21 protein-coding genes and 1 tRNA gene are annotated in these 25318 nt (G+C 69.1%); 16 read left to right on the forward strand and 6 right to left on the reverse strand.

The genetic code is table 11. From position 1 onward, the window contains the following. Window positions 1–35 precede the first annotated feature (35 nt). Window positions 36–419, forward strand: coding sequence for a WYL domain-containing protein (locus tag R4823_RS20795; protein ID WP_087837340.1), 384 nt, complete (start codon window positions 36–38; stop codon window positions 417–419). A gap of 21 nt (window positions 420–440) precedes the next feature. Here the strand turns inward: R4823_RS20795 and R4823_RS20800 are convergent, their stop codons facing one another. Genes R4823_RS20800 through R4823_RS20810 form a run of 3 tightly spaced genes read right to left on the reverse strand, consistent with a single transcriptional unit; the run spans window position 441 to window position 6089 of the window. Continuing rightward, window positions 441–2783: a sulfatase-like hydrolase/transferase gene (locus R4823_RS20800; RefSeq protein ID WP_338615972.1), complete on the reverse strand. Its 2343-nt coding sequence runs from the start codon at window positions 2781–2783 to the stop codon at window positions 441–443. A 14-nt stretch (window positions 2784–2797) separates the two neighbouring features. Continuing rightward, window positions 2798–3919, reverse strand: a complete 1122-nt coding sequence (locus R4823_RS20805) for a formylglycine-generating enzyme family protein (RefSeq protein WP_338615973.1) — start codon at window positions 3917–3919, stop codon at window positions 2798–2800. Further along, window positions 3906–6089 carry a sulfatase-like hydrolase/transferase gene (locus tag R4823_RS20810; RefSeq protein ID WP_338615974.1) on the reverse strand — a complete coding sequence of 728 codons (2184 nt, stop codon included), beginning with the start codon at window positions 6087–6089 and terminating at the stop codon, window positions 3906–3908. Before R4823_RS20810 ends, R4823_RS20805 begins: the two co-directional genes overlap by 14 nt. Before the next feature lie 194 nt (window positions 6090–6283). On the opposite strand from R4823_RS20810, the gene R4823_RS20815 reads away from it, so the two are divergent. Next, window positions 6284–6952 carry a response regulator transcription factor gene (locus tag R4823_RS20815; RefSeq protein ID WP_087837343.1) on the forward strand — a complete coding sequence of 223 codons (669 nt, stop codon included), beginning with the start codon at window positions 6284–6286 and terminating at the stop codon, window positions 6950–6952. Next, window positions 6952–8790: a hypothetical protein gene (locus R4823_RS20820; RefSeq protein ID WP_338615975.1), complete on the forward strand. Its 1839-nt coding sequence runs from the start codon at window positions 6952–6954 to the stop codon at window positions 8788–8790. The genes R4823_RS20815 and R4823_RS20820 overlap by 1 nt, the downstream gene beginning before the upstream one ends. 64 nt (window positions 8791–8854) lie before the next feature. Here the strand turns inward: R4823_RS20820 and R4823_RS20825 are convergent. Continuing rightward, window positions 8855–8931, reverse strand: a tRNA-Met gene (locus R4823_RS20825). Between the two features lie 390 nt (window positions 8932–9321). On the opposite strand from R4823_RS20825, the gene miaB reads away from it, so the two are divergent. From miaB to gloA, 11 genes are all read left to right on the forward strand, one after another. After that, the gene (gene miaB, locus R4823_RS20830; RefSeq protein ID WP_243724459.1) at window positions 9322–10689 is read left to right on the forward strand and encodes a tRNA (N6-isopentenyl adenosine(37)-C2)-methylthiotransferase MiaB; all 1368 of its coding nucleotides are present in this window, start codon (window positions 9322–9324) and stop codon (window positions 10687–10689) included. After that, complete coding sequence (locus R4823_RS20835) at window positions 10686–11705, forward strand: PhoH family protein (protein ID WP_338615976.1); 1020 nt, start codon at window positions 10686–10688, stop codon at window positions 11703–11705. Before miaB ends, R4823_RS20835 begins: the two co-directional genes overlap by 4 nt. After that, on the forward strand, window positions 11677–12180 hold the full coding sequence (ybeY, locus tag R4823_RS20840) for an rRNA maturation RNase YbeY (protein ID WP_338615977.1): 504 nt from the start codon (window positions 11677–11679) through the stop codon (window positions 12178–12180). Before R4823_RS20835 ends, ybeY begins: the two co-directional genes overlap by 29 nt. A 28-nt stretch (window positions 12181–12208) precedes the next feature. Beyond that, window positions 12209–13105 carry a transporter associated domain-containing protein gene (locus R4823_RS20845; RefSeq protein WP_087837348.1) on the forward strand — a complete coding sequence of 299 codons (897 nt, stop codon included), beginning with the start codon at window positions 12209–12211 and terminating at the stop codon, window positions 13103–13105. 14 nt (window positions 13106–13119) lie between these two features. Then, window positions 13120–14748: an apolipoprotein N-acyltransferase gene (lnt, locus tag R4823_RS20850; protein WP_338619217.1), complete on the forward strand. Its 1629-nt coding sequence runs from the start codon at window positions 13120–13122 to the stop codon at window positions 14746–14748. A gap of 101 nt (window positions 14749–14849) precedes the next feature. Then, window positions 14850–15749 carry a glycine--tRNA ligase subunit alpha gene (glyQ, locus tag R4823_RS20855; protein ID WP_087837688.1) on the forward strand — a complete coding sequence of 300 codons (900 nt, stop codon included), beginning with the start codon at window positions 14850–14852 and terminating at the stop codon, window positions 15747–15749. Further along, window positions 15750–17882: a glycine--tRNA ligase subunit beta gene (glyS, locus tag R4823_RS20860; RefSeq protein ID WP_279820913.1), complete on the forward strand. Its 2133-nt coding sequence runs from the start codon at window positions 15750–15752 to the stop codon at window positions 17880–17882. A gap of 143 nt (window positions 17883–18025) precedes the next feature. Beyond that, window positions 18026–18601, forward strand: a complete 576-nt coding sequence (gene gmhB, locus R4823_RS20865) for a D-glycero-beta-D-manno-heptose 1,7-bisphosphate 7-phosphatase (protein ID WP_087837690.1) — start codon at window positions 18026–18028, stop codon at window positions 18599–18601. After that, the gene (locus R4823_RS20870) at window positions 18601–19353 is read left to right on the forward strand and encodes a lysophospholipid acyltransferase family protein (RefSeq protein ID WP_087837691.1); all 753 of its coding nucleotides are present in this window, start codon (window positions 18601–18603) and stop codon (window positions 19351–19353) included. Before gmhB ends, R4823_RS20870 begins: the two co-directional genes overlap by 1 nt. Window positions 19354–19358: 5 nt before the next feature. After that, window positions 19359–20297 carry a SprT family zinc-dependent metalloprotease gene (locus R4823_RS20875; protein ID WP_087837692.1) on the forward strand — a complete coding sequence of 313 codons (939 nt, stop codon included), beginning with the start codon at window positions 19359–19361 and terminating at the stop codon, window positions 20295–20297. A gap of 54 nt (window positions 20298–20351) precedes the next feature. Next, entirely contained in the window at window positions 20352–20747 is a 396-nt protein-coding gene (gene gloA / locus R4823_RS20880) for a lactoylglutathione lyase (protein ID WP_279820467.1), read from the forward strand. Window positions 20748–20769: 22 nt separating this feature from the next. On the opposite strand, the gene R4823_RS20885 is transcribed toward gloA, so the two are convergent. After that, entirely contained in the window at window positions 20770–21939 is a 1170-nt protein-coding gene (locus R4823_RS20885) for an FAD-dependent oxidoreductase (RefSeq protein ID WP_338615979.1), read from the reverse strand. A gap of 127 nt (window positions 21940–22066) precedes the next feature. Here R4823_RS20885 and R4823_RS20890 point away from each other — a divergent pair, with 127 nt between their 5' ends. Further along, window positions 22067–23008, forward strand: a complete 942-nt coding sequence (locus R4823_RS20890; protein ID WP_338615980.1) for an AraC family transcriptional regulator — start codon at window positions 22067–22069, stop codon at window positions 23006–23008. Window positions 23009–23090: 82 nt separating this feature from the next. Further along, on the forward strand, window positions 23091–24320 hold the full coding sequence (locus R4823_RS20895) for a spore maturation protein (RefSeq protein ID WP_087837695.1): 1230 nt from the start codon (window positions 23091–23093) through the stop codon (window positions 24318–24320). Here R4823_RS20895 and R4823_RS20900 read toward each other — a convergent pair. After that, the gene (locus R4823_RS20900) at window positions 24302–25240 is read right to left on the reverse strand and encodes a LysR substrate-binding domain-containing protein (RefSeq protein WP_338615982.1); all 939 of its coding nucleotides are present in this window, start codon (window positions 25238–25240) and stop codon (window positions 24302–24304) included. The genes R4823_RS20895 and R4823_RS20900 overlap by 19 nt on opposite strands. Window positions 25241–25318: the final 78 nt, after the last annotated feature.

Consider the following 25318-nt stretch of genomic DNA (forward strand, 5'->3'; position numbering starts at 1 on the left):
CATCAAGGCAATCCACCAGGATTACCCGAACTGCGATGCACAACGAAACCCGCTCCACCCTCTTGTCCGCCGCCATTGCCGTCCGGTCCGAACTTCAGTTCCACTACCACGGCGCCACGCGCATAGCCCATCCCCACAGCCTGGGCTCCACCACCGACGGCACGCTGATCGTGATCGCCTGGCAGCTGGACGGCCGCTCGGGCGATCCGCCCGGCTGGCGCCTGTACAACGCCGACAGGATGAATCGCCTGGTCCGCACGGGCCAGCGCTTCGAACCCTTGCCGTCTCCGCCCTACAAGCTGGCCGGACTGATCAGGACGCCGTACGAATCGCCCTTCGACGACGACCGTCCCTTCGACCTGCCGCCGCTGGCCAGCCAGCAGCGCAAGAGCCGCGGCAGGTGGCTGCGGACGATCTGAGTCCGCGGTTGCCGCCCGCGCTCACCCCGCCACGGTCAGCTTGCACGACCTGCCCAGGTTGGCCTGGATGATGGCGCGATCCGCATTATCGGTCTTGCCATCGTGGTTGAGGTCGTACCAGCTGGATTGGGCCACGCCCTCGTGCAGGTTCAGCCGGCTGAGCTCCATCCAGTTGTCCAGGTCCTTCTGGTCGACCACGCCGTCGCGGTTGCCGTCGCCCGGACAGTTGAGCGAATCGTAGCTGTAGTTGTAGGCCGCCACGCGGTCCCGCAGGTCCATCTCGGCCTTCAAGGTGGCATAGGCCTGCTGCGCCTGGGCATCCAGCGCGGCGGTGATGGTGGGCGAGCCCGTGGCGATGGCGCTGCCGCTCCGGTCCAGCGTGGGATCGGGAACGGCCATGTCGATCCGGTAGAGTTCGTCGGTGTTCCGGTTTTCCACATATGCCGAGTTGACCGGATTGGCGGTGTCCACCGTATAGGTCTTGCGGTTCAGGCGCACCAGCTTGTAGCTGCCGTCGCTGACGGCTTTCTGTGAATCCGGCAGGACGTCCACCGCGTCGTCCGCGTCCAGCGCCTTGCGGTATGACAACACCTGTCCGCATTGGCTGAAACCTTCCGCGGGCACGCCCGCCAGCCCGGAGCCCGCCCCGTACCAGACGCCGCTCTGGTCCTCGCACAAGGCCTTGTTCGGAAAAATGGTGAAGCAGGCATTGGCCGCTTCCACGACGCAGGGCTGGGGCGTGATGTCGCTGGCAGGATTGGTGAAATTCGTACCCATTTCGGAGAAATTCAGGCTGCGGATGGCGCCTTGGCCGGGGTTGGTCAAGTAGGCCAGCATGGGCAGGGCGTCCACCGGGCGGTTGGCGGGCACGCCTGCCTTGACATCGGCCCCGGCGATTTCCGCGAACAACTGGTACAGGTCGGGCGAGCTGACCTGGTGCGCCACCTCCCGGCCCGGCTCCTTCACGATCGGGCCGGCCACCAGCAACGGCACCGATACGCCGGTCTGGTAGGGGAAGCCCTTGGCGCGCGTGGGGTCGAAGCGGCCCGGCGCGGTGAACTTCACGCTGTTGACGTAGGTGCCGTTGTCGCCCATGACGACCACCACGGTGTTGGTTTTCTCCGGCTGGTAGTTCAGCGTGCCGTCGCCGTTCCAGGTGGCAAGACCCAGTTCCACCAACAGGCGGCCGATCTCCTTGTCCATGGCCTCGACCATCAGGTTGGTGACGATGTGGTCATCGATCAGCGCCGTGATCCGGCCCGGCGCGCCTTCGATGTCGCTGGCCGGCGAGCAGAGCAGGTTGTCGTTGCGGCCCGGGGTCGATTCCGACACCAGCGACAGGGGCGGCACTTGCAGCGGCGCGTGGATGGCGGAATAGCCGACCGACATCATCCAGGGCGTGTCCGTGGACTGCCCACGGGCCCAGGCCACGGCACGGTCGGTCTCCATGGTGCTGCGATAGCCGCGCGCGGACGGATCGGTGGCCGTGACCTTGCGCGAGGTGCCGTCGGCCCAGCTCTGGATGAACTCGCCGGTGTAGTAGCCGTTCTGCGCGCTGAAGTCGATGTAGCCGGGCCGGGCGCCCTGGCAGGACTGGCCGGGGTCGAAGATCCCGCCGCGTTCCATGCAGCTGCGGCCCGGCGTGACGATGTCGCTGCTGCGGGTGATGGACTCGCAGCTGCCCGTCGCGAAATAGCACGCGCCGCCGTCGGCGCCGTTGACGGGGTCCATCGTCGTGTTCGACACGAAGCCGCATTTGTAGGTACCTTCGGCCACGGTGGCCAGGCCCGCACGCGTGTCGATCGGATAGGGGGCGCCGTCCAGATAGCCGTCGAAGTAGTCCCAGCCCAGCTTCCACATGGTCTGGTGGCCGTACGGCAGGTTGGCGGCGGTGCCCAGGTCGGAGCCGGTCAGGTGCATCTTGCCGATCAGCGCGCTGGTATAGCCCTGGGTGCGCAGGAGCTTGGGCAGCGTGACCTCGTAGGGCGAGATCTCGGAATTGGCCAGGTCGGTGGACACCACCGCGTTCAGGATGTTGGTGCTGGACGGGTAGCGGCCGGTGAAGAAGGTGGCGCGGGTCGGCGTGCAGGTGGGCATGGCCCAGGCATTGCGGAACTGCAGGCCGGCCTTGGCGATGGCCGTCAGGTTGGGCGTCCTGGGCGGCACGGCGCCGCCGTAGCCATACGAGGTCAGTTGATCCAGGCCGAAATCGTCGATCACGATGAACAGGATGTTGGGCTTCTGCTGCGCCTGCGGCGAGGGCTTGGCGCCGCTATCGTCCGAGCAGCTCGACAGCAGCAGCGCGGATGCGGCCGCGGCCGCCGCGCACAGGATGATCGGCTTGGCGCACGGTATCGTTTTCATGCTTGCTCTCCCTTTCAAGTCCTGACCAGCCGGAATCCCAGGTGGGACATGGGGCTGTAGGGGTCGGAGCCGCGCCGGGCGCTGGGCCGGTACGACAGGCAATAGTCTTCGTTGCACAGGAACGAGCCGCCGCGGATGACCCGCTTGGGCGCATCGAACGGAACGCCGGGCTCGCCGGGGTCATAGGAGCCGGCCGGCCCCTGGGGGTTGTCGATGGGATGGGCCGGCAGCCTGGCCTGCTGCGCGAAGTAGTCGGCGCGGTACCAGTCAGCCACCCACTGCCAGGCGTTGCCGGTCATGTCCAGCAGGCCATAGCCATTGGGCGGAAAGGTGCCCGCCTCGACCGTGCCGGCCGCCCCGCCCGCGCGCGGACTGACCACGGGAAAGCGGCGCTCGCGCACGTCCCAGTAGTTGGCCTGGCGCGCGCCGTCCACCAGCGGTTCGTCGCCCCAGCCATAGGTAGCCTGCTCCAGGCCGCCACGCGCGGCGAACTCCCATTCGGCCTCGGTGGGCAGGCGCTTGCCCGCCCACTTGGCATAGGCCAGCGCGTCGGGATGGCTGACCTGGACCACCGGGTGGCCGCCCTTGCCCTCGATGGAACTGCCCGGCCCCTGGGGATGGCGCCAGTCCGCACCCGGAACGTAGCGCCACCAGCGGGAATAGTCGTCCAGGCGCACGGGCCGGTCGGTGCCGACGAACACCATGGCCCCGGGCACCAGCACGTCGTCGGGCGGGCGCGGCGTGCCGGGCGGCAGTTGCACGCGCACGGTCTCCCAGTCCGGCTTCCGTTCGGCGGTGGTGACGTAGCCTGTTTCCCGGACGAAGCGAGCGAACTGGTCGTTGGTGACGTGCGTGACATCCATCCAGAAGCCCGGGACGCGCACCTGGTGCGTGGGGCGTTCGTTGGGATAGGCCAGCCGGTGATCGCTGCCCATTAGGAACACGCCGCCCGGCACCCAGGCCATGCCCTGGGGCGTACGGACGCCGTCGCCGAGCACGACGCGCGGCCTTTGCGCGGGTCGGCTGCGCCACGCCTGCCACCCGAGGACACCGCCGGCGGCGGCGCCCGCGGCCGCCAGGGCCACTCCGCCCACCAGCAGGCGCCGGCGGCCATTCTTGGGGTCAGTAGATGCCATGGCTCTTGGGGCAGGTCTTGCCCAGGTTGTTCCGGACGATCTGGCCGTCGGCGTCGTTGGTGCGCCCGTCGAGCACACTGCCGATCACGAAGTCATAGACGCTGGACAGGCCCCAGTCGCGGGCCAGCCGGCTCCAGTTGGACAGGTCCTGCGCATCGACCACGCCGTCGCGGTTGCCGTCGCCCGGGCAGTCGGGATCGGCGGCCAGCATCTCGTCGAGCCTGGCGCGCAGGTCGACGTAGGCGGCATTGACCTCGGCGGAAGGGGAAGCCGCCAGCAGATCGCGGTCGGGCGTATCGAGCAGCGGCGTGGGCGTGGCCTGGTCGACCTCGTACAGCTCCTCGGTGACCACCGTGGTGCCGCTGTCGCTCGCGGCATCGTAGGCCTGGCGGGTGTTGCGGACCAGCTTGTAACGGTCGTTGCGGATCGCGGCCGAGATCTCGGGCAGGATATCGAGCTGATCGCGGCCGGCCTTGTACAGCGCCTGGTTCACGCTCCAGCACGAACCGTAGCCGGCGCCGCCATCGGGCACCACCGACGGATCGTCATGGCCGGCTCCCCACCAGGTACCCTGGTTGTCCTCGCACACGCTCTTGGACACCGGGATCTGGGTGCAGCTCGTATTGATCACGCAGGCGCCGTTGCGCCCGCCATCGGCCTGCTGGTTGTAGCCCCCGATGGTGAAGTTGATGGTGCGCAGGCTGGGCTGGTCGGGGTGGGTCAGGTAGGGCAGGATGGCCACCGAGTCGATCGTGCGCGGTACCGCCGCGTGCGCGTCGATGCCGGCCACCTCGCCGAAGAACTGGAACAGGTCCACCATGTTGACCATGTGATCGACCTCGCGGTCGGGTTGAGCGACCAGCGGCCCGGCGATGATGAGCGGATCCCAGACACCGGTCTGGTAGGCCGTGCCCTTGGCCCGCGAGCCGCTGAACGGCAGCTTGACCGCCGACCCCAGCGTGCCGTTGTCGCCCACGATCACGATCACCGTGTTGGCGGCCTTCGGGTCGTACTGCAGCCGGCCGTCGTCGCCGCGCCGCGCCAGCCCCGTCTCCACCAGCAGGCGGCCGAACTCGGTGTCCATGGCCTCGGTCATCTGGTCCTGGATCAGGCGGCCGGTCAGCGTGCCATTGCAGTCCCAGCCGTCGGACAGCGCGTTGCCGCTGACCGGCACCAGGCTGCGCGGCGGCTGCTGCCAGGGCGTATGGGCGGCGCTATAGCTGACGGTGGCCATCCACGGGCGCGAGGACGGACGCGACTTGATCCAGTCGATGGCGGCATCGGTCTCGATGCGCGTGCGATAGCCGCGCGCACGCGCGTCCGTCAGCGGAACTTCGGTGACCTTGCCGCCATCGATGATCACCAGCGGCGAGACGTAATAGGCATTCTCGCGCTCGAAATCCAGCGTGGCCGGCACCTTGCCGCAGCTCTGGCCGGGCACGAAGATGCCCCCCGCCGACAGGCATTGCAGACCGGCCGCATCCTGCAGGGGCGAGGTGCGGCTGACGGTCGTGCAGCTGTAGTCGGCCCGGTAGCAGGCTCCCGAGTCCGCGCCCCCCGCGGCCTTGCCCGGCACGAAACCGCAGGCATAGGTCTTCTCGGCCGCGATGCCGCCCGCGGTCGAGTCGATCGACGCCGGCAGCCCGCCTATCCAGCCGTAGAAATGGTCCCAGCCCAGCACGCTGGGCGTGGCGTTGCCGGCCTCGTTGTTCTCGGGGCCGGCCAGGTGGAACTTGCCGAACATCGCGCTTTCGTAGTTGGCCCGCTTGAGCAGCTTGGGCACCGTCGTCTCGTACGGCGACACCTGGGAATTCGCCAGATCGTTGGGACCGATGGCCTGGTAGATGCGGGTGCGGGTCGGGTAGCGGCCCAGGAAAAAGGCCGCCCGTCCCGGCGAGCATTCCGGCATCGACCAGGTATTGCGAAAACGCACGCCGGCCGCGGCGACCGCATTGATGTTGGGCATGCTGGGCGCGGTGGCGCCGCCATAGCCGAAGGCGGACATCTGGTCGATGCCCACGTCGTCCATCACGACGAACAGGATATTGGGCGGCCTCGTGCCCGGCCCCTCGGCCTGCCCGTCCCCGCCGCCGGACGATCCGCCGCCGCAGGCGGCCAGTAGCGTGATGGCGACGGCTCCCATCGCCGCCATGCGGATGTATCTTCTCATTGGTATTCCCCCGGACCCGCGCGGTCGATCGCCCGCGATGGGCGCATCTTAGTCACGCCTGGGCCGGCGGCTGAATACCATGTACATGGTATGGCCGGCGCGGCGGCCTCTGCGATACTTGCTCAATGGAGAAATGCGCGCTCGCGCCAGGCCCGCGGGACGGCCGCGGCCGCAGCGCGGCCAGGAGAACTGCAATGACGAAGGGTCCGCTCAGGATTCTGCTGACCGAAGACGACGGGCCCATACGCGAGCGCCTCGCCCGCATCATCGGCGAATGGCCCGAAGCGAACCTGTGCGCGGCTTGCGCCAACCTCGAGGAAACCCTGATCGCCATCGGGGCCAACGAGATCGATCTCCTGATCACCGATCTCAACCTGCCCGACGGCAGCGGCATCGATGCCATCCGTTTCCTGGCCAAGCGACAGCCCAAGGCCGAGGCGATGGTCATCTCCATCCTGGCCGATGAGCGCTCGGTCCTCGATGCCATCGAGGCGGGCGCCGCCGGCTACCTGCTCAAGGACGCCGACTCCATCGACCTGCTCGACGCGATCCGGGACGTCATGGCCGGCCGTTCGCCCATCTCCTCGCGCATCGCCCGCGTCCTGGTCCGTCGCCTGGCCGAACAGGGACACGCTGCCGGCAACGCCGGGAAGACCGCGGACAAACCCATCCTGACCGAACGCGAGATGGACATCCTGTGGGGCATCGCCAAGGGCTTCACCTATGGCGAACTGGCCGACAAGCTCGCCATTTCCCGGCAGACCGTTCCGGTCCATATCCGCAACATCTATCGCAAGCTGCAAGCCACCAACCGCTCCGAGGCCGTGTTCGAGGCTTCGCGGCTCGGGCTCATCAGGCTGTGATGGAAGCGCGCGCCGGCCTGTCGCACGACCGTGGCAAGCTGATCGCCTGGATTCTGCTGATCGCCGCCACGATCGCGATCGGCGCCCTGCCCCACCTCGTTGACACCTCGCCCCCGCCTGGCGCCCTGGCGATCGCCGAAGCGCGCTTCATCCAGGAAGGAGAAGGCCCGGCGCAGCAGGTTTCCCTGCCGCACCACTGGCTGCCCGAGACGCTCTACGAACTGACGACCGGCAGCTATCGCCTTTCCTTCCACGCCACCGACGTACCGGGCGAGTCGATGTTCCTGTTCATCCCCGCCGTCCGCCATCACGTCCAAGCCTGGGTCAACGGCCGCAGGGCGGACACCGCGCCGGATACCGTGTGGTCGACGCCCACCAGCGGCTATGCCTTCCTGGCGCGGATTCCCGACGGCGCGATCCACCCGGGCCACAACGAAATCCTGCTGCGGCAGACCCGCAAGATCGGATGGCTGCCGGGCCGTCTTTCCCAGGTCAGCGTGGGAACCGCCGCCGTGGTCATGCCCGCGTACCAGTTGTCGAACTTCCTGATCGAGGAAGTCCGCGCCATGACCTTCGCCCTGCACATCGCCCTGGCGATAGGCATCGCCAGCATCTGGACCGCCCGCCGGCACGACCCGGTCTTTGGATGGCTGGCCGCCATGTCGATCACCAGCATCCTGGTCGTCGTGGCCCAGTCCCCGCACGCCACGCTGGGCACCTTGGAGCAACTCCAGTCGATCTCGCTCATGTCCGCCGTCGGCCTGATGGCGATCGGCATGGCATTGGCCATTGCGGGACGGCGCCGCCCCAGGCAACTGCTGCCGGCCGTCATCGCCGTTCCGGCATGTCTCCTGGCCCTGGGGCTGACCGGGCTGGTTCCGTTCCCGATGATCGGACTCCTGAGCGCCTGCATCACGCTGACCGCCTATGTCGCCGCCGCCGGCATCCTGGCGCATCAATTCGCGCAGGACAAGAATTGGGATGCCGCCATCATGGTGGGGCCCTGCGCGCTGACGGTCTGGTTCGGCGTGCACGACGTCCTGGTGGTGACCGGACGATACGACGACCCCTTCCTGCTTGCCTCGTACGCCCGTACCCTGATGCTGCTGGCCATCATGGTCATCCTGATGGGCCGGCTGGCCCGCAGCCTGAACAGCCTGGACCATGCCAACGACACGCTGCGGCAGAAACTGGCGGCGCGGGAGTCCGAACTGGGGCTGCTGCACGAGAAGGAAAAAATCCACGCCGGCCAGATGGTGCGCGAACAGGAACGCCAGCGCCTGATGCGGGACCTGCACGACGGGATGAGCGGCCACCTCGTCGCCATCATCGCTCTTTCCGAACGCCACCCGGAGGGCGGCCAGGCCATCGAGCGCGCGGCCCGGGCCGCGCTCGACGACCTGCGGCTGGTGGTCCATTCCCTGGACCTGGGCGACGGCGACCTGGGCGTGGCCCTGGCGGCCTTCCGCGAACGGCTCGAGCCGCAACTGCGGCGCCTGGGCATCGCATTCCACTGGTCCACCGAGAAACTGCCCGCGGTCACCGGCGTCACGCCGCAGAACGCCCTGTCCGTGCTGCGCATTTTGCAGGAGGCCGTCACCAACGCCATCCGGCACGGGCCGGCGCGTCGACTGGCCATCGAAGGCGGGACGACCGAGGACGGGATGGCGACGCTATCGGTGTCCAATGATGGGGGCCGGCCGCTCCAGGCCGGCACGGGGAACGGGCTGCGCAACATGCAACGCCGGGCCCGCGAGCTGGGCGGGCGCGTGGCGTTCACGATGGGAGACGATGGTGCGAGGCTGTTGCTGGTGTTTCCGGCGCGGTTGCCGGAGTGAAGGCGTGGCTGCCACCGGCCGCTGAAAACAAAACGGCCCGCATCGCTGCGGGCCGCATGAATTCTGGTGGCGCATCCCTGATTCGAACAGGGGACCTGCGGATTATGATTCCGTCGCTCTAACCGGCTGAGCTAATGCGCCAAAAAATCTAAGACCGCGATTATATACAGTCCGGAAACGGGACGCAAATGGGCGTCCGGCCCAGGCCAATACCCCGGAATCACCCAAAAAAATGGCCCGACAGTAAACTGTCGGGCCAATAGGGAGCACACAATGCCGCGCCTCAATATGCTCGCGGGGGAAGCGCGGTATCGGTGTCGGACAACAACCCTGCCAGGCGCTGGGGATCTGCGGATTCCGCCGGCGCCCTTAGCGGCAAAGCAATCATCTGAGGCTCCAGTCTAGACCGGGGGGACTGACAGAGACCTGAACACGGCGCCGGCGTGGCGTCCGTCCAACCCCGCCCCCTCTGTTAAAATGGCGTGTTCCGCCTTCCTGCCCCCGGGCTATAACCCCGTCACGGCAATCGACATGAGCAATCCCACTCCCCGCAAGCTGTACATCCGCACCTTCGGCTGCCAGATGAACGAGTACGACTCGGACAAGATGGTGGACGTCCTGAACGCCGACCAGCCGCTGGAAATCACCGATCGTCCCGAAGACGCGGACATCATCCTCTTCAACACCTGTTCGGTGCGCGAGAAGGCGCAGGAAAAGGTCTTCTCCGACCTGGGCCGCGCCAAGATGCTCAAGCGCGAGAAGCCGGACCTGGTCATAGGCGTGGGCGGCTGCGTGGCAAGCCAGGAAGGCGAGGCCATCGTGGCGCGCGCGCCCTATGTCGACGTGGTGTTCGGTCCGCAGACGCTGCACCGGCTGCCCGAGCTGATCGCCAGGCGGCGCGCCTCGGGCGTGTCGCAGGTGGACATCAGCTTCCCGGAAATCGAGAAGTTCGATCACCTGCCGCCGGCCCGGGTGGAAGGCGCCACGGCCTTCGTGTCGATCATGGAAGGCTGCAGCAAGTATTGCAGCTTCTGCGTCGTGCCCTACACCCGCGGCGAGGAAGTGTCGCGCCCGTTCGAGGACGTGCTGACCGAGATCGCCGACCTGGCGGACCAGGGCGTCAAGGAAGTGACGCTGCTGGGGCAGAACGTCAACGCCTATCGCGGCAGGATGGGCGACTCGGCCGAGATCGCCGATTTCGCGCTGCTGCTGGAATACGTGCACGACATCCCCGGCATCGAGCGCATCCGCTACACGACCTCGCATCCCAAGGAAATGACGCCGCGGCTGATCGAGGCCTATGCGCGCCTGCCCAAGCTGGTGTCCTTCCTGCACCTGCCGGTGCAGGCGGGCAGCGACCGCGTGCTGGCGGCGATGAAGCGCGGCTACACGGCGCTGGAGTTCAAGTCCATCGTGCGCAAGCTGCGCGCCGCCCGGCCCGGGCTGTCGCTGTCGTCGGACTTCATCGTGGGCTTCCCCGGGGAAACCGAAGAAGACTTCGAGAAGACCATGCGGCTGATCGACGAGGTCGGCTTCGACACCTCGTTCTCGTTCGTCTATTCGCGCCGCCCCGGCACGCCGGCGGCCGACCTGGCCGACGATACGCCGCAGGCCGTCAAGCTGGCGCGCCTGCAGCGCCTGCAGGCGCTGATCAACGACCAGGCCGCGGCCATCAGCCAGGGCATGGTCGGCACCACGCAGCGGGTCATCGTCGAAGGCCCGTCGCGCAAGGATCCCAACGAACTGATGGGCCGCACCGAGAACAACCGCATCGTGAACTTCCCCGCACCCGCGCGGCTGGTCGGCCAGGTGGCCGATATCCGCATCACCACGGCGCTGTCGCACACGCTGCGCGGCGAGGTCGTGACGCGCGAGACGGCCGGGGGTGTGCCCGCATGACGGCCGCCTCCCGCGCTTCCCACCGCCGCGCCGCGCCGGTCGTCGTATCGCTGGGCGACGACAACGCCCGGCTGTCGAATCTTTGCGGCCCGCTGGACGAGAACCTGCGCCAGCTGGCCGCCGCCTATGGCGTCGAACTGGCGCGCCGCGGCCACCGCATCACGCTGGAAGGCGAACGCGCCGACGCGGCCTCGGCGGCGCTGCAATACCTGTATGAGCACGCGGACCAGCCGCTGTCGGTGGACCAATTGCAGTTGAACCTGGTCGAGCTGGGCGCGATGACCGCCGCCCACGACACCGACGAGGACACGCCGCCGCAGGGCGCCCCGGGCGAGGCCGAGGTGGTGCTGCGCCTGCCGCGCCGGCAGGACCTGCGCGGCCGCACCCCGCGCCAGCGCGACTACCTGCGCAACATCCTGGCGCACGACATCTCGTTCGGCATGGGCCCGGCCGGCACCGGCAAGACCTATCTGGCGGTGGCCTGCGCGGTCGACGCGCTGGAGCGCGAGTCGGTGCGCCGCATCGTGCTGACGCGGCCGGCGGTCGAGGCGGGCGAGCGGCTGGGCTTTTTGCCGGGCGACCTGACGCAGAAGGTCGACCCCTACCTGCGTCCGCTGTACGACGCGCTGTACGACCTGATCGGTTTCGAACGCGTGACCAAGCTGTTCGAGAAGCAGACGATAGAGATCGCGCCGCTGGCCTACATGCGCGGGCGCACGCTGAACCACGCCTTCGTCATCCTGGACGAGGCGCAGAACACCACGCCCGAGCAGATGAAGATGTTCCTGACGCGCATCGGCTTCGGCAGCAAGGCGGTCATCACCGGCGATCCGTCGCAGGTGGACCTGCCCAAGGGCCAGCGCAGCGGCCTGCTGGACGCCTCGCAGGTGCTGGCCTCGGTGCAGGGCATTTCGTTCACCCAGTTCACCAGCGGCGACGTGGTGCGGCACCCGCTGGTGGCGCGCATCGTCGACGCCTACGAGAAGCATGGCCAGCAGAACGCCCCGGGCCGCTAGCGCGCCCGCCGCCGGGCCGGCGCTGTCCCTGGCCGTCCAGTACGGGCAGGAAGAGGCCAGGCTGCCGCGCTGGCGGCTGCGGCGCTGGGTGGCCCAGGCCCTGCGGGCCCCGGAACTGGCCCATGTGGCGGGGGTCGCCCTGACGCTGCGGCTGGTGGGCGCCGCCGAGGGCCGGCGGCTGAATCGCGATTTCCGCCAGCGCGACTACGCCACCAACGTGCTGACCTTCGAATACGGCGCGGACCCGGAGGGCGTGGTGGGCGGCGACATCGTGCTGTGCCTGCCGGTGCTGGCGTCCGAGGCCCGGGCGCAGAAAAAGCCGTTTTTGCATCACGCCGCCCACCTGGTGATCCACGGCGTACTGCATTCCCTGGGCTACGACCACCTGAACGATCGCGACGCCCGGCGCATGGAGGCCCTGGAGACTCGTATCCTGGCCGAGATGGCAATACCCGACCCGTATCGGGTATCCTAAACTTTTGCAACACTTGTCCTATTGGACGATGTCAGACACCTCGCCTAGTCCGGCGTACGTTTCGCGTACGCCCAAACACCCACCCAGAACCTTCTTCGAACGGCTTTCGGCGCTGATCCACCGCGAACCGGAAGACCGCGAGGACCTCAAGGCCGTGCTCGAGGCGGCCTACAGCCGCGACCTGCTCGACGCCGAGGCGCTGTCCATGATCGAGGGCGTGCTGGCCGTTTCCGAGCTCACCGCGGGCGACATCATGATCCCGCGCTCGCGCATGGACATGCTGGAAGTCCTGCAGCCCATCGACGTCCTGCTGCCCACCATCATCGAGACCGCCCACTCGCGCTTCCCGGTATACGAGGACAGCCGCGACAACGTCATCGGCATCCTGCTGGCCAAGGACCTGCTGCGCTACATGATCGACCGCGAACTGGACCTGCGCACGCTGCTGCGGCCGGCGGTCTTCATCCCCGAATCCAAGCGCCTGAACGTGCTGCTGCGCGAATTCCGCAGCAACCGCAACCACATCGCCATCGTCGTCGACGAACATGGCGGCACCGCCGGCCTGATCACCATCGAGGACGTGCTCGAGCAGATCGTGGGCGAGATCGAGGACGAGTTCGACGACGCCGCCGTCGAGCAGTCCATCTTCCCCGACGGCAAGAACCGCTGGCGGGTCATGGCGCTGACCAACATCCGCCGCTTCAACGAGACCTTCGGCTCGTCGCTGGACGACGACGAATACGACACCGTGGGCGGGTGGATGGCCGGCACCCTGGGCCGCATTCCCCGGCGCGGCGACCGCATCGAACGCGACGACCTGCGCATAGACGTGATCCGCGCCGACGCCCGCCGCGCGCTGTGGCTGCGCGTCTCCCGCCTGGCGGCTGGCGCCGCGCCCGCGGCCCCGCTTCCCAACCAAGGCTGAGCCCGCCCGTGCCCATGCCCTATGCCGCGCTGGCCGGAGCGCTGATCCTCGGCATGCTGCAGGGGCTGGCCTTCGCGCCCACCCCGTTTCCCGCCTGGTTCCTTCCAGTGCTGCAGCTGTCCACCTTCGGCGGCATGAGCTGGCTGACCTGGCGCGCCGAGGGCCTGCGGGGCGCCATCTGGACCGGCGCGGCCTTCGGCGCCGGCACCTTCCTGGTCGGCGTGTCCTGGATCTACATCAGCCTGCACGTCTACGCCTTCATGGCGGCGCCGCTGGCCGCGCTGGGCGTCGGCCTCCTGGCCGCCTATCTGTCGCTGTATCCCGCGCTGGCCACCGGCGTGGCGTGGTGGCTGTCGCAACGGCCGGCCACCGCGGGCCGCCCCGCCCGGCTGGCCTCGCCGCTGACCTGCGTGCTGGCGATGGCGGCGGCCTGGACCGGCTCGGAATGGCTGCGCGGCATCCTGTTCACCGGCTTCCCCTGGCTCAACATCGGCTATGCCCACGTCGACGGCCCGCTGCAAGGCTGGGCTCCGCTGCTGGGCGTCTACGGCGTCGCCTTCGCCGCCGCGCTGACCGCCTCCGGGCTGGTCTGGGCGGCCAGCGCCGTGGCCGAACGCGGCACCGCCGGCGTCGCGACCGCGCTGCGCCCGGGCTGGCGCGCGCCCGCGGCGGCACTGGCCGCGCTGGCCGTCGGCATGGCGGGCGCCGCCTGGAACTGGGTGCAACCCTACGGCGCGCCGCTGACCGTCCGGCTGGTCCAGGCCAATATCCCGCTGTCCGACAAGTTCGACCCGGCGCAGATCTGGCAGGGCATGGACCGGCACCGCGACCTGGCCGAGCCCCCGCGGGCCGACGGCAAGCCCATCGCCCTGACGCTGCTGCCCGAGACCGCCGTGCCGGTGTTCCAGGACCAGCTCAGCGCCGAGGCCTGGAAGGAATGGGTGGACAGCGCCGCGCTGCGGGGCGGCACGTTCGCGCTGGGCGTGGCCATGCGCGACATCCATCCCGACCGCGACTACTACTACAACAGCGTCATCTCGCTGGATGGCCGCAGCTCGCCCGAACAACTGGTCGCCGGCCGCGTCGCGCACCGCTACGACAAGCGCCATCTGGTCCCCTTCGGCGAATTCGTGCCGCCCGGCTTCCGCTGGTTCGTGGACGAGATGGTCATGCCGCTGGGCGACTTCGACCGGGGCCGGGAACGGCAGAAACCGTTCGACATCGGCGGCCAGTACATCGCGATGAACATCTGCTACGAGGACGTGTTCGGCGAGGAACTGCTGCCCGCGGTCCGGCCCGGGCCGGCCGACCCGGGGGCCACCATCCTCGCCAACGTCAGCAACCTGGCCTGGTTCGGCAATTCGCTGGCGCTGCCCCAGCACCTGCAGATGTCCCGCATGCGGGTGCGCGAGACCGGTCGCCCCATGCTGCGCGCCACCAACACCGGCATGACGGCGGTGGTGGACGAGCGGGCGCAGGTGGTGGGCGAACTGGCGCCGCACACCGCCGGCGCGCTGGACGCCACGGTGCAGGGCACCACGGGGCTCACGCCTTACGCCCGCACCGGCAACGTGCCCATCCTGTTCATCGTCGCGGCCCTGCTGGCGGTGCTGGGCTGGCTGCGGGTCCGGCGCGTGGACTGACCCCGCCGCGGCACCGTCCGTCCGTATTTCGCCCGGGCCAGTTAAAATCCAGGGTTTGGCCGTGCCGCAAGGCCGCCCGCGGCCGCATCTACTCCAACACCATGCTGACATTTCAACAAATCATTCTCCGACTCCAGGAATACTGGAGCCAGCAAGGCTGCGCCCTCCTGCAGTCCTACGACATGGAAGTCGGTGCCGGCACGTCGCACACCGCCACCTTCCTGCGGGCGCTCGGCCCCGAGCCCTGGCGCGCGGCCTACGTCCAGCCCTCGCGCCGCCCCAAGGACGGCCGCTATGGCGAGAACCCCAACCGCCTGCAACACTACTACCAGTACCAGGTGGTGCTCAAGCCCTCGCCCCCGAACATCCTCGACCTGTACATCGGTTCGCTGCAGGCGCTGGGCATCGATCCCCAGGAACACGACATCCGCTTCGTCGAGGACGACTGGGAAAACCCCACGCTGGGCGCCTGGGGCCTGGGCTGGGAGGTCTGGCTCAACGGCATGGAAGTGACGCAGTTCACCTACTTCCAGCAGGTCGGCGGCATCGACTGCAAGCCCATCATGGGCGAGATCACGTATGGCCTGGAGCGCCTGGCCATGTACCTGCAAGGCGTGGAAAGCGTCTACGACCTGGTCTGGACCGAAGCGCCGGACGGCACGCGCGTCACCTACGGCGACGTCTACCACCAGAACGAAGTCGAGCAGTCCACCTACAACTTCGAGCATTCGTCGGCCGAGACCCTGTTCCGCCATTTCAACGACTACGAGGCCCAGGCCAAGCGCCTGGTGGAAGTGCCGCTGGCGCTGCCGGCCTACGAGATGGTGCTCAAGGCGGCCCACACCTTCAACCTGCTCGATGCCCGCGGCGCCATCAGCGTCACCGAGCGCGCCGCCTACATCGGCCGCATCCGCAACCTGTCGCGCGCCATCGCGCAGGCGTACTACGAATCACGAGAACGACTGGGCTTTCCCATGCTTGCACGCAAGGAGGCCGCGTAAATGCCGGCCGCTCAACCCCTCCTGCTGGAACTGTTCACCGAGGAACTCCCGCCCAAGGCGCTCAACCGCCTGGGACAGGCCTTCGCCGAAGGCATCGCCGCCGGCCTGAAGAGCCGGGGTCTGTTGGCCGAGGGCAGCACCGCCACCGCCTATGCCACGCCGCGGCGGCTGGCCGTACGCCTGTCGGCCGTGCTGCCGCAAGCGGCCGACAGCGAATTCTCCGAAAAGCTCATGCCCGTGAGCGTGGGGCTGGACGCCACTGGCCAGCCCACCCCCGCGCTGCTGAAGAAGCTCGCGGCCAAGGGCCTGGAAGGCGTGGACGTCTCCGGGCTGGCGCGTGAGTCGGACGGCAAGAACGAACAGCTCGTGTACCGCGGCATCGCCAAGGGCGCGGCGCTGGCGCCCGCCTTGCAGGCGGCGCTGGAAGATACGCTGGGCAAGCTGCCCATCCCCAAGGTCATGAGCTACCAGTTGGCCGACGGCGTCACCACCGTCCGCTTCGTGCGCCCCGCGCACGGCCTGGTCGCGCTGCACGGCGACACGGTGGTCGACATCTCCGCGCTGGGCCTGCGCGCCGGCCGCAACACGCGCGGCCACCGCTTCCAGTCGCAGGCGACGATCGAACTGCCCTCGGCCGACGCCTACGAGGCGCTGCTGCACGAGCCGGGCCGCGTGATCGCCTCGTTCGAACAGCGTCGCGCCGCCATCGAGCGCCAGCTGCGCGACCAGGCCGCGCGCCTGCAGTCGTCGCTGGGCGACGAGGCCGACGTGGCCTCGCTGCTGGACGAGGTATGCGCGCTGGTCGAGTACCCCACGGTCTACGTGGGCGAGTTCGAATCCGAATTCCTTGCCGTGCCCCAGGAATGCCTGATCCTGACGATGCGGCTGAACCAGAAGTACTTCCCGCTGTTCGACGCCGCCACCGGCAAGCTGACGCATCGCTTCCTGATCGTCAGCAACATGGCGCTGGCCAACCCGTCCAACATCGTCGAAGGCAACCAGCGGGTCGTGCGGCCGCGCCTGGCCGACGCGCGCTTCTTCTTCGAGACCGACAAGAAGGTGCCCCTGGCCCAGCGGGTCGAGCAACTCGCCACCGTCGTCTATCACAACAAGCTCGGCACCCAGCTCGAACGCGCGCAGCGCGTGCGCGCGCTGGCGCGCTGGGTGGCCGGCGCGATCGGCGCCGACCCCGAACGCGCGGACCGCGCCGCCCTGCTGGCCAAGGCCGACCTCGTCACCGGCATGGTGGGCGAGTTCCCGGAACTGCAGGGCGTCATGGGCGCCTACTACGCGGCGGCGGACGGCGAAGCCCCCGACGTGGTCGAGGCCATCCGCCAGCAGTACCGCATCCGGCTGGACCGGCCCGTCGACGCCGACGGCGCCACGGCGGCCGCGCTGTTCGTGGCCGAACGCGCGGAAACGCTGCTGGGCATCTGGAGCATCGGCCTGGTGCCCACCGGCGACAAGGACCCCTACGGCCTGCGCCGCGCGGCGCTGGGACTGATCAGCGCGTTCGAGCAGCTCGATGCGGGTGGGCGCCTGCCCGCCGACGGCAGCGGACTCACGCTGGACGGCCTGCTGGCGCGGGCGGCGGAAACCTTCGCCACGCCGCCCACGGCGGCCCAGATCGACGAGGTCCGCGCCTTCGTGTTCGAACGCTACCGCAACCAGCTGGCCGGCCAGTTCGACCGTGCCGCGGTCGATGCCGTGGTCGCCGTGACGCCGCCGCTGGCCCAGGTGCCGGCGCGGGTGCGCGCGGTGGTCGCCTTCTCGGCGCTGCCCGAGGCCGCCGCGCTGGCGGCCGCCAACAAGCGCATCGGCAACCTGCTCAAGAAGGTCGAGGGCGAACCCGGCGCGGTCGACGAAGCCCTGCTCAAGGAGCCGGCCGAACAGGCGCTGGCGCAGGCCGTGCGCACGCTGCGGCCGCAGGCCGAAGGCAAGTTCGCGCAGGGCGACTTCGGCGGCGCCCTGACGGTGCTGTCGCAGGCCCGCGAACCGGTCGACGCCTTCTTCGCCGACGTCATGGTCATGGCCGAGGATCCCGCCGTGCGGGCCAACCGCCTGGCGCTGCTGGCCGAACTGCATCGCACGATGAACCACGTGGCCGATCTGTCCCGTTTGGCAACCGCCTGACATGATGAGCCCCCCGCTACGCGCTGACGCGCGCCCCCCAGGGGGCGACGCAGGCGGACCGGCAAAGCCGGATCCGCTGCGTCCCGGATCGAGTCGCGCTCGTTTCATGCGATGCGCATCGTGCCACACCATGGATACCTGACATGCCCACCACTCCTGCCCGCCCCAAGCTGGTGGTCCTGGACCGCGACGGCGTCATCAACCAGGACAGCCCCGACTTCGTGAAGTCGCCGGACGAGTGGATTCCGCTGCCCGGCGCGCTCGAGGCCATCGCCCGGATCAACCAGGCCGGCTATCGCGTCGTGGTCGCCACCAACCAGTCGGGCCTGGGCCGAGGCCTGTTCGATGCGGCCACGCTGAACGCGATCCACGCCAAGCTGCGGGCGTCGCTGGCCAAGCATGGCGGCGCCATCGACGCCATCTTCGTCTGTCCGCATGCGCCGGATGAAGGCTGCGACTGCCGCAAGCCGCTGCCCGGCCTGTACCGCGAAATCGCCCGGCGCTTCGAGGCCGACCTGCACGGCGTGCCCTCGGTGGGCGACTCGGCCCGCGACCTGGAAGCCGCGGCGGCCGCGGGATGCACGCCCTGGCTGGTACTGACCGGCAACGGCCCCAAGACCCTCGCCAAGGGGCAATTGCCGGCCGGCACCGTGGTCTGGAACGACCTGGGCGAGGTGGCCGACGCGCTCGAAGCCGCGGCCCAGGCCGAGGAGCACTGATGCGCTGGCTCCGGTCGCTGCTGTTCTCGGTTTTCTTCATCGCCACGGTCATTCCCTACGCCATCGCCTGCGTGCTGTGGCTGCCGCTGCCCCTGCGGTGGCGCTACCGGCTCACGATAGGCTGGCCGCGCCTGATGATCTGGGGTGCCCGCTGGATCGTCGGCATACGGTGGCGCGTCAAGGGCTGGGAAAACCTGCCCGATCAACCGGCCATCCTGCTGCCCAAGCACCAGTCGACCTGGGAAACCATGTTCCTGGCCGGCTGGATGCCGCGCGAGATCTGCTACGTGTACAAGCGCGAACTGAACTGGGTGCCGTTCTTCGGCTGGGGCCTGGCGGGGCTGCGCATGATCGCCATCGACCGCAAGAAAGGCAGCGACGCCTTCGAGCAGGTGGTGGCGCAGGGCCGCGAGCGCCTGGCCGCGGGCCGCTGGATGGTGATGTTCCCGGAAGGCACCCGCATCGCTCCGGGCAAGAAAGGCAAGTACAAGAGCGGCGGCGCTCGCCTGGCCGCCCGAACCGGCGCCCTGGTGGTGCCCATCGCCCACAACGCGGGCGAATGCTGGCCGCGCAAGGCCTTCGTCAAGCGCCCCGGCCTGGTCACCGTTTCCATCGGCCCGCCTATCGATCCGCAGGGTCTGACCGCCGACGAGATCAACCGCCGCGTCGAGGACTGGATCGAAGCCGAGATGCGCCAGCTCAACCCCGAGCGCTATCCGGAGGCCCGGGGCGCCGAACGCGCCGCCGGTTGACCGCCATGGCCACACGTCCCGCTACCGATCCCGGCGCGCCTCCGGCTCCGCAGCGAGAGACCGCTCCACAGTCCGCGCAGCTCGACCTGTTCGCCGAGCCTCCCCCCCAGGCCGTGGCCGCGCCCGCGGCGGCCGCGCCCGCCGTCCTCGCGCCCGCCGCGCCGGCGCCCGCCTCCCCGGCCATCCAGTTGCCGCCCGGCGCGCGCTGGCACGAAGTGGTGGCCGAGGGACAGCGGATACGATTCGTCCTGCAACGCTCGCGCCGCCGCACCATAGGTTTCCTGATCGGCGACGACGGCCTGCGCGTGACGGCGCCACGCTGGGTCGGCCTGGCAGAAATCGACGGCGCGGTCCGCGAGAAGGCGCGCTGGATCCTGTCCAAGCTGCACGAGTGGCAGCAGCGCCGGGAACGGCTCGCGCTGAACCAGACGCGCTGGGAAGAAGGAGGCGACCTGCCCTACCTGGGCCGCCGCATCGTCATGCGCCTGGACGCGCAACGCGACACCGGGCTGGCTACGGCCGACCTCGACGCGCCGGCCGATGGCGACGTGCTTTGGCTGGGCCTGCCGCCCGACGCGACGGCGGCCCGCATCCGCGATACCGTCCAGGCCTGGCTGCAAGGCCGTGCCCGCGTCCTGTTCGACGTCCGCCTGCGCGACTTCCTGGCCCGCACCGGGCTTTCCATCAGCCGCTGGCGCCTGTCGTCGGCCGCCACGCGCTGGGGATCGTGCACCAGCGAGGGCAGCATCCTGCTGAACTGGCGCCTGATCCATTTCCCGGTCGACATCATCGACTACGTCATCGCGCACGAGCTGGCGCACCTGCGCGAGATGAACCATGGCCCGGGCTTCTGGGCCGAGGTCGGCCAGCTGATGCCCGGTTTCGAGAACGCCCGCGACGCCCTGCGGCGCCACGATCCAGGCAGCCTGCCGCGGTTCGACTAGGCCTGTTTACACTAAGGGGCCGGATTCCCCTTCCCACGATTAGCGAGGTCATCCATGCGACTACTCCACACCATGCTCCGGGTCGGCGACATGCAACGTTCGATCGACTTCTACACCAAGGTCCTGGGCATGCGCCTGCTGCGCAGCAAGGACTATCCCGACGGCAAGTTCACGCTGGCCTTCGTCGGCTACCAGGACGAGAAGGACGGCGCGGTGATCGAACTCACGCACAACTGGGGCGTGGACAAGTACGACCTGGGCACCGGCTACGGCCACATCGCCGTGGCGGTCGACGATGCCTATGCCGCCTGTGACCGGGTGCGCGAACTGGGCGGCAAGGTCACGCGCGAGGCCGGCCCCATGAAGCACGGCTCCACGGTCATCGCCTTCGTCGAGGACCCGGACGGCTACAAGATCGAGTTCATCCAGACCAACACCCACAAGGACTGACGCGCGGCCGCGCGGCGCGCCGCTATCGGCCCGCCGTGCGCAGGCGCTCCAGTTCGGCGAAAAAGCCGTCCACCTTCGCCTGCCCTTCCCGTCGCAGTGCCTCGTCGCGGCGCGCGCAGCCTTCGGCGTCCTCCAGCGCGCCCGCCTGTCCCACCTGCCGCGAGACCTCCTGCACCAGCCGGCACATGGGATGGCGGCGGCGGCCGAACGCCAGCAAGGCCTGGTCCAGCGTCCCTTCCGATCCCAGCGACTCGGCCAGCACCACCGCATCCTCGAGCGCCATCGCACCGCCCTGCCCCATGAAGGGCGTCGAGGCATGCGCGGCATCGCCGATCAGCAGCACCCGCCCGCGGTGCCAGGGCAAGGGCGCGATCACCTCCTCCACGCCGGTGTACAGCACCTCGGCCCCCTCGCCCAGCTGATCCAGGAAGGGCGCCGCCGGCCCCCCGAACTCGGCGAAGCGCTCGCGCATCAGTGCCGGCCACGCCGCGCGCTCGTACCAGCAGTCCCGGGGTTCGAGCATGACGCCGAACAGATAGAGCTTCTCGTCGCTGATGGGCATGATGCCCAGGCGCTTGCCCGTGCCCATCATCATGATCTTGGCGTCGAGCTCCCGCGGACGATCGTGCACGCTGCGCCAGACGCCAAAGCCCGAATAGGTCGGCGCCAGCTCCGGGAATGCCTCGGCCCGTACCTGGGATCGAATGCCGTCGGCGCCGATGACCAGGTCGCAGGCGGCTCGCGTGCCGTCGGACAGGACCACGCGCACCGGACCGTCGTCCTGGGCGGACGACAGGCTGGCCAGCGTCGTGCCGAGCTTGAGCGCGATGCCCAGCTCCTGGATGCGGCCGGCCAGGATGCGATGGAGTTCGGCACGCTTGATGCCGAGGATGGCAGGCAGTCCCTCCGGCGAGGGATAGACCGTCTCGACGATGAACGAGCCGTCCGGGCCGAAATAGCGGTTGCGCCCGCCCGGCACGGCAAAACCCGCCTGCAGGATCTGCGCAAGCACGCCGATTTCCCGCAACGCCCGCAGGCCATTGCTGTAGATGAACAGCCCGGAACTCTGGAACTGCCAGGCCTGCTGCTTTTCCACCAGGGTCACCCGCGTGCCTTGCTGCGCGAGCGCGATCGCCGCCGAGCAACCGGCGATGCCGGCGCCGACGATCAGGGCGTGGTCGATTCGAGGCATGATAATCTCCGTGTCGATTCCATGAGTGTCGATGCCGGCGGCTCCCGCCTCAACCCTCGAGACGCCGGATCCGGGCACCAAGCGTCCGGAAATCCGCCACGCGGCGCGTCCCGACTTCCGATTCCGCATGCACGCTTCCGGAGACCTTCTGAGCCGCCTGCTCGCCCACTGGCGATCCGATCGCGCGGTGACGGCCCGTTTCGCGCTGTCCGCGCCCTGGGCCTTGCGGTCCGATGGCGTCGAGGGCGCGCTGATCAGGATGGCGACCGGGACTCCCTACTGGATCGCCGTCGGCCAGGACGAACCGCAAAGGATCGAGGCCGGCGACATCCTGATGCTGCCCCACGGCGACACGCATACCATCTCGTCCACGCCCGGGCTGCCCGCGCGTCCGTTCCAGCCGCTGATCGCGGCGCACCAGGTCGGCGCCCACGGCGAACGGCCCATCGTGTTCTCGCACGGCGGCGACGGCGCGGTCACGGGCATGTTCTCGCTCCACCTGTGGATGCCGGAGAGCGGCGTGGGCACGCTGGTCGACACCCTGCCCCGGCTGATCGTGATCCGCCGGAGCGAGGCGCCGATGACCGCCGCGCTGGCGCAGACGATGGAGTCGCTGGTCGACCAATCGCTGCTGCAGCCCCCGGGATGGCAGCTGGCGACGGCCCGCATGGCCGACCTGTTGCTGGCGCACATCCTGGGGGAACACCTGCGAGCCTCGGCCGAACGGGGCGCCGGCATGCTGCGCGGCATGGCGGACCAGGGCATCGCGCGCGCCATGCTGGCCATCCATGACCATCCCGGGCGCCCCTGGACCGTGGCCACGCTGGCCTCGGCCTGCCATCTCTCGCGCACGGTGTTCAGCGAACGCTTCCGGCACCTGGTGGGCATGACGCCCATGCAGTACCTGGCCTCGTACCGCATGGCCGTCGCCGCCGAGAAACTCAAGGATCCCGCCCTGACCCTGGACGACATCGCCGCCGCCGTGGGCTACGAATCGGACAAGGCGTTCGCGCGCGCCTTCCGGCGCTGGAACGGCATGACGCCCGCGGCCTACGCCCGCCGCCGCTGACCGGCAGCCGGACGAATCGCTACAATCAGCGGGATTTGCCGCGCTTCCCGGGCCGGCGCCTTGTCCTCTACTCCTGTCGCGCATGCTGAACAAACTCTGGCTGGGATTTTTCATCGCCGCGGCAGCCGCCGCCCTGGCGCGCTGGGGCATCGCCCACGATCCGACGGTCTTCCAGGCCATGGTCGCCTCGCTGTTCGCGATGGCCAAGCTGTCGGTGGAAGTCATGGTGCTGCTGTTCGGCACCATCGCGCTGTGGCTGGGTTTCCTGAAGATCGCCGAACAGGCCGGGCTGGTCGACGCGCTGGCGCGGATCCTGGGACCGCTGTTCGCGCGGCTCATGCCCGAGGTACCGCGCGGCCATCCCGCCATCGGCCTGATCACGCTGAACTTCGCCGCCAACGTGCTGGGCCTGGACAACGCCGCCACGCCCATCGGCCTGCGGGCGATGAAGTCGCTGCAGACGCTCAACCCCAGCGGCACCACGGCCAGCAACGCGCAGATCCTGTTCCTGGTCCTCAACGCCTCGTCGCTGACGCTGCTGCCGGTCACCATCTTCATGTACCGCGCGCAGCAGGGCGCGGCCGACCCCACCCTGGTGTTCCTGCCCATCCTGCTGGCGACCAGCGCCTCGACGCTGGCCGGCTTCCTGTGCGTGGCCGCGGTGCAGCGACTGCGGGTCTGGGATCCCGTGGTGCTGGCCTGGGTGGGCGGCACCGCGCTGCTGCTGGGCGGCTTCATGGCCTTCCTGTCCACGCTTTCGGTGGCGGCGCTGGGCGCGCTGTCCTCGCTGCTGGGCAACCTGACGCTGTTCGCGCTGATCCTGTTCTTCCTGGTCGTGGCCGCGATCCGCAAGGTTCCTGTCTACGAAAGCTTCATCGAGGGCGCCAAGGACGGCTTCGACGTGGCCAAGGGGTTGCTGCCCTATCTGGTCGCCATGCTGTGCGCGATCGGCGTGCTGCGGGCCTCGGGCGCGCTCGACTTCGCGCTGGACGGGCTGCGCCTGGCCATCCAGTGGCTGGGTTTCGACACCCGTTTCGTGGACGCCCTGCCCACCGCGCTGGTCAAGCCTTTCTCCGGCAGCGCGGCCCGCGCGCTGATGATAGAGACCATGCAGAACCACGGCGTGGACAGCTTCCCCGCGCTGCTGTCGGCCACCATACAGGGCAGCACCGAAACCACTTTCTACGTGGTGGCCGTGTACTTCGGCGCGGTCGGCATCCAGCGCACGCGGCATGCCGTGGGCTGCGCGCTGCTGGCCGACCTGGCCGGCGTGCTGGCCGCCATAGGCGTGTGCTACTGGTTCTTCGGCTGACCCGCCGGCGCGGCGATCGGCCGCGCGCCTTTGGCCTGCGCGAAGGCCCGCAGCGAATCGAGCATGAGCGCCAGCATGTGCGCCGCCGCCGGCGACAACGACCGGCCCTCGCCATGCAGCACGCCGACACGGCGCTCGATGCGCGGCGCCGCCAACGGCACGAACGCCAGGTCGTGCTCGACCGCCGGCCGCGCCAGCGTCGGCAGCACGGTAATTCCCAGGCCCGCCTTCACGGCGGCGATCAGCGACGTCCGGTTCTTGATGACCAGGTGGGGCCGTTGGAGCAGCGCCGCCACGCGATGCCCGCGCAGCGCATGGAAAGTGGTGTTCTCGATGATGGGTTCGCCTTCCAGGATCCGCCACGGCACCGGTCTCCCGCGCCCGGCGATGGGATGGTCGCGGCGGCAGACGACGCCGAACGTGTCCTGGGCCACGGGCATGCAGCGCAGGCCCGCGAGGTCCGCGCCCACTCCGGCGATGCCGAGCTGGGCCTCGCCGCTGGCCACCATGGGGCCGACCTGCGGCGAGGACACGTCGGCGATTTTCAGGCTGACGCCGGGATGATCCGCGGCGAACCGCCGCAGCACCCGTGGCAGCCATTCCTCCGCCAGCGACGGCATGACGGCCAGGGCGATCGACCCCTGCTCGCCCGACGCCAGCAGGCCGACCTCGTTCTGCACGCGGTCGTGCAGCGCCACCAGTTCCCGCAGCAGCGGCAGCACGGACTCGCCCAGGGGCGTAAGGCGGGCCTGGTGCCCGTGCTCGAACAGGCTGCCGCCTACCTGGGCCTCGAGGTTCTGCATGGCCAGCGTGACCGCGGCCTGGGTGCGGTGGGTTTCCTCGGCCGCGGCCCGCAGGCTTTGCCGCGTGGCGGCGATGACGAACTGACGAAGCTGGGGGATCTTGAACGCCTCGGGCATGGGGACGTGGCCGGTTTTCCAGTAAGTCTTAATTTTAATTAAAAAAGTTAAAATTGTTAAAAGTCCGGGAAGAACGGA

The sequence above is a fragment of the Pigmentiphaga sp. CHJ604 genome (assembly GCF_036972535.1).
Lineage (GTDB): Bacteria > Pseudomonadota > Gammaproteobacteria > Burkholderiales > Burkholderiaceae_B > Pigmentiphaga > Pigmentiphaga daeguensis.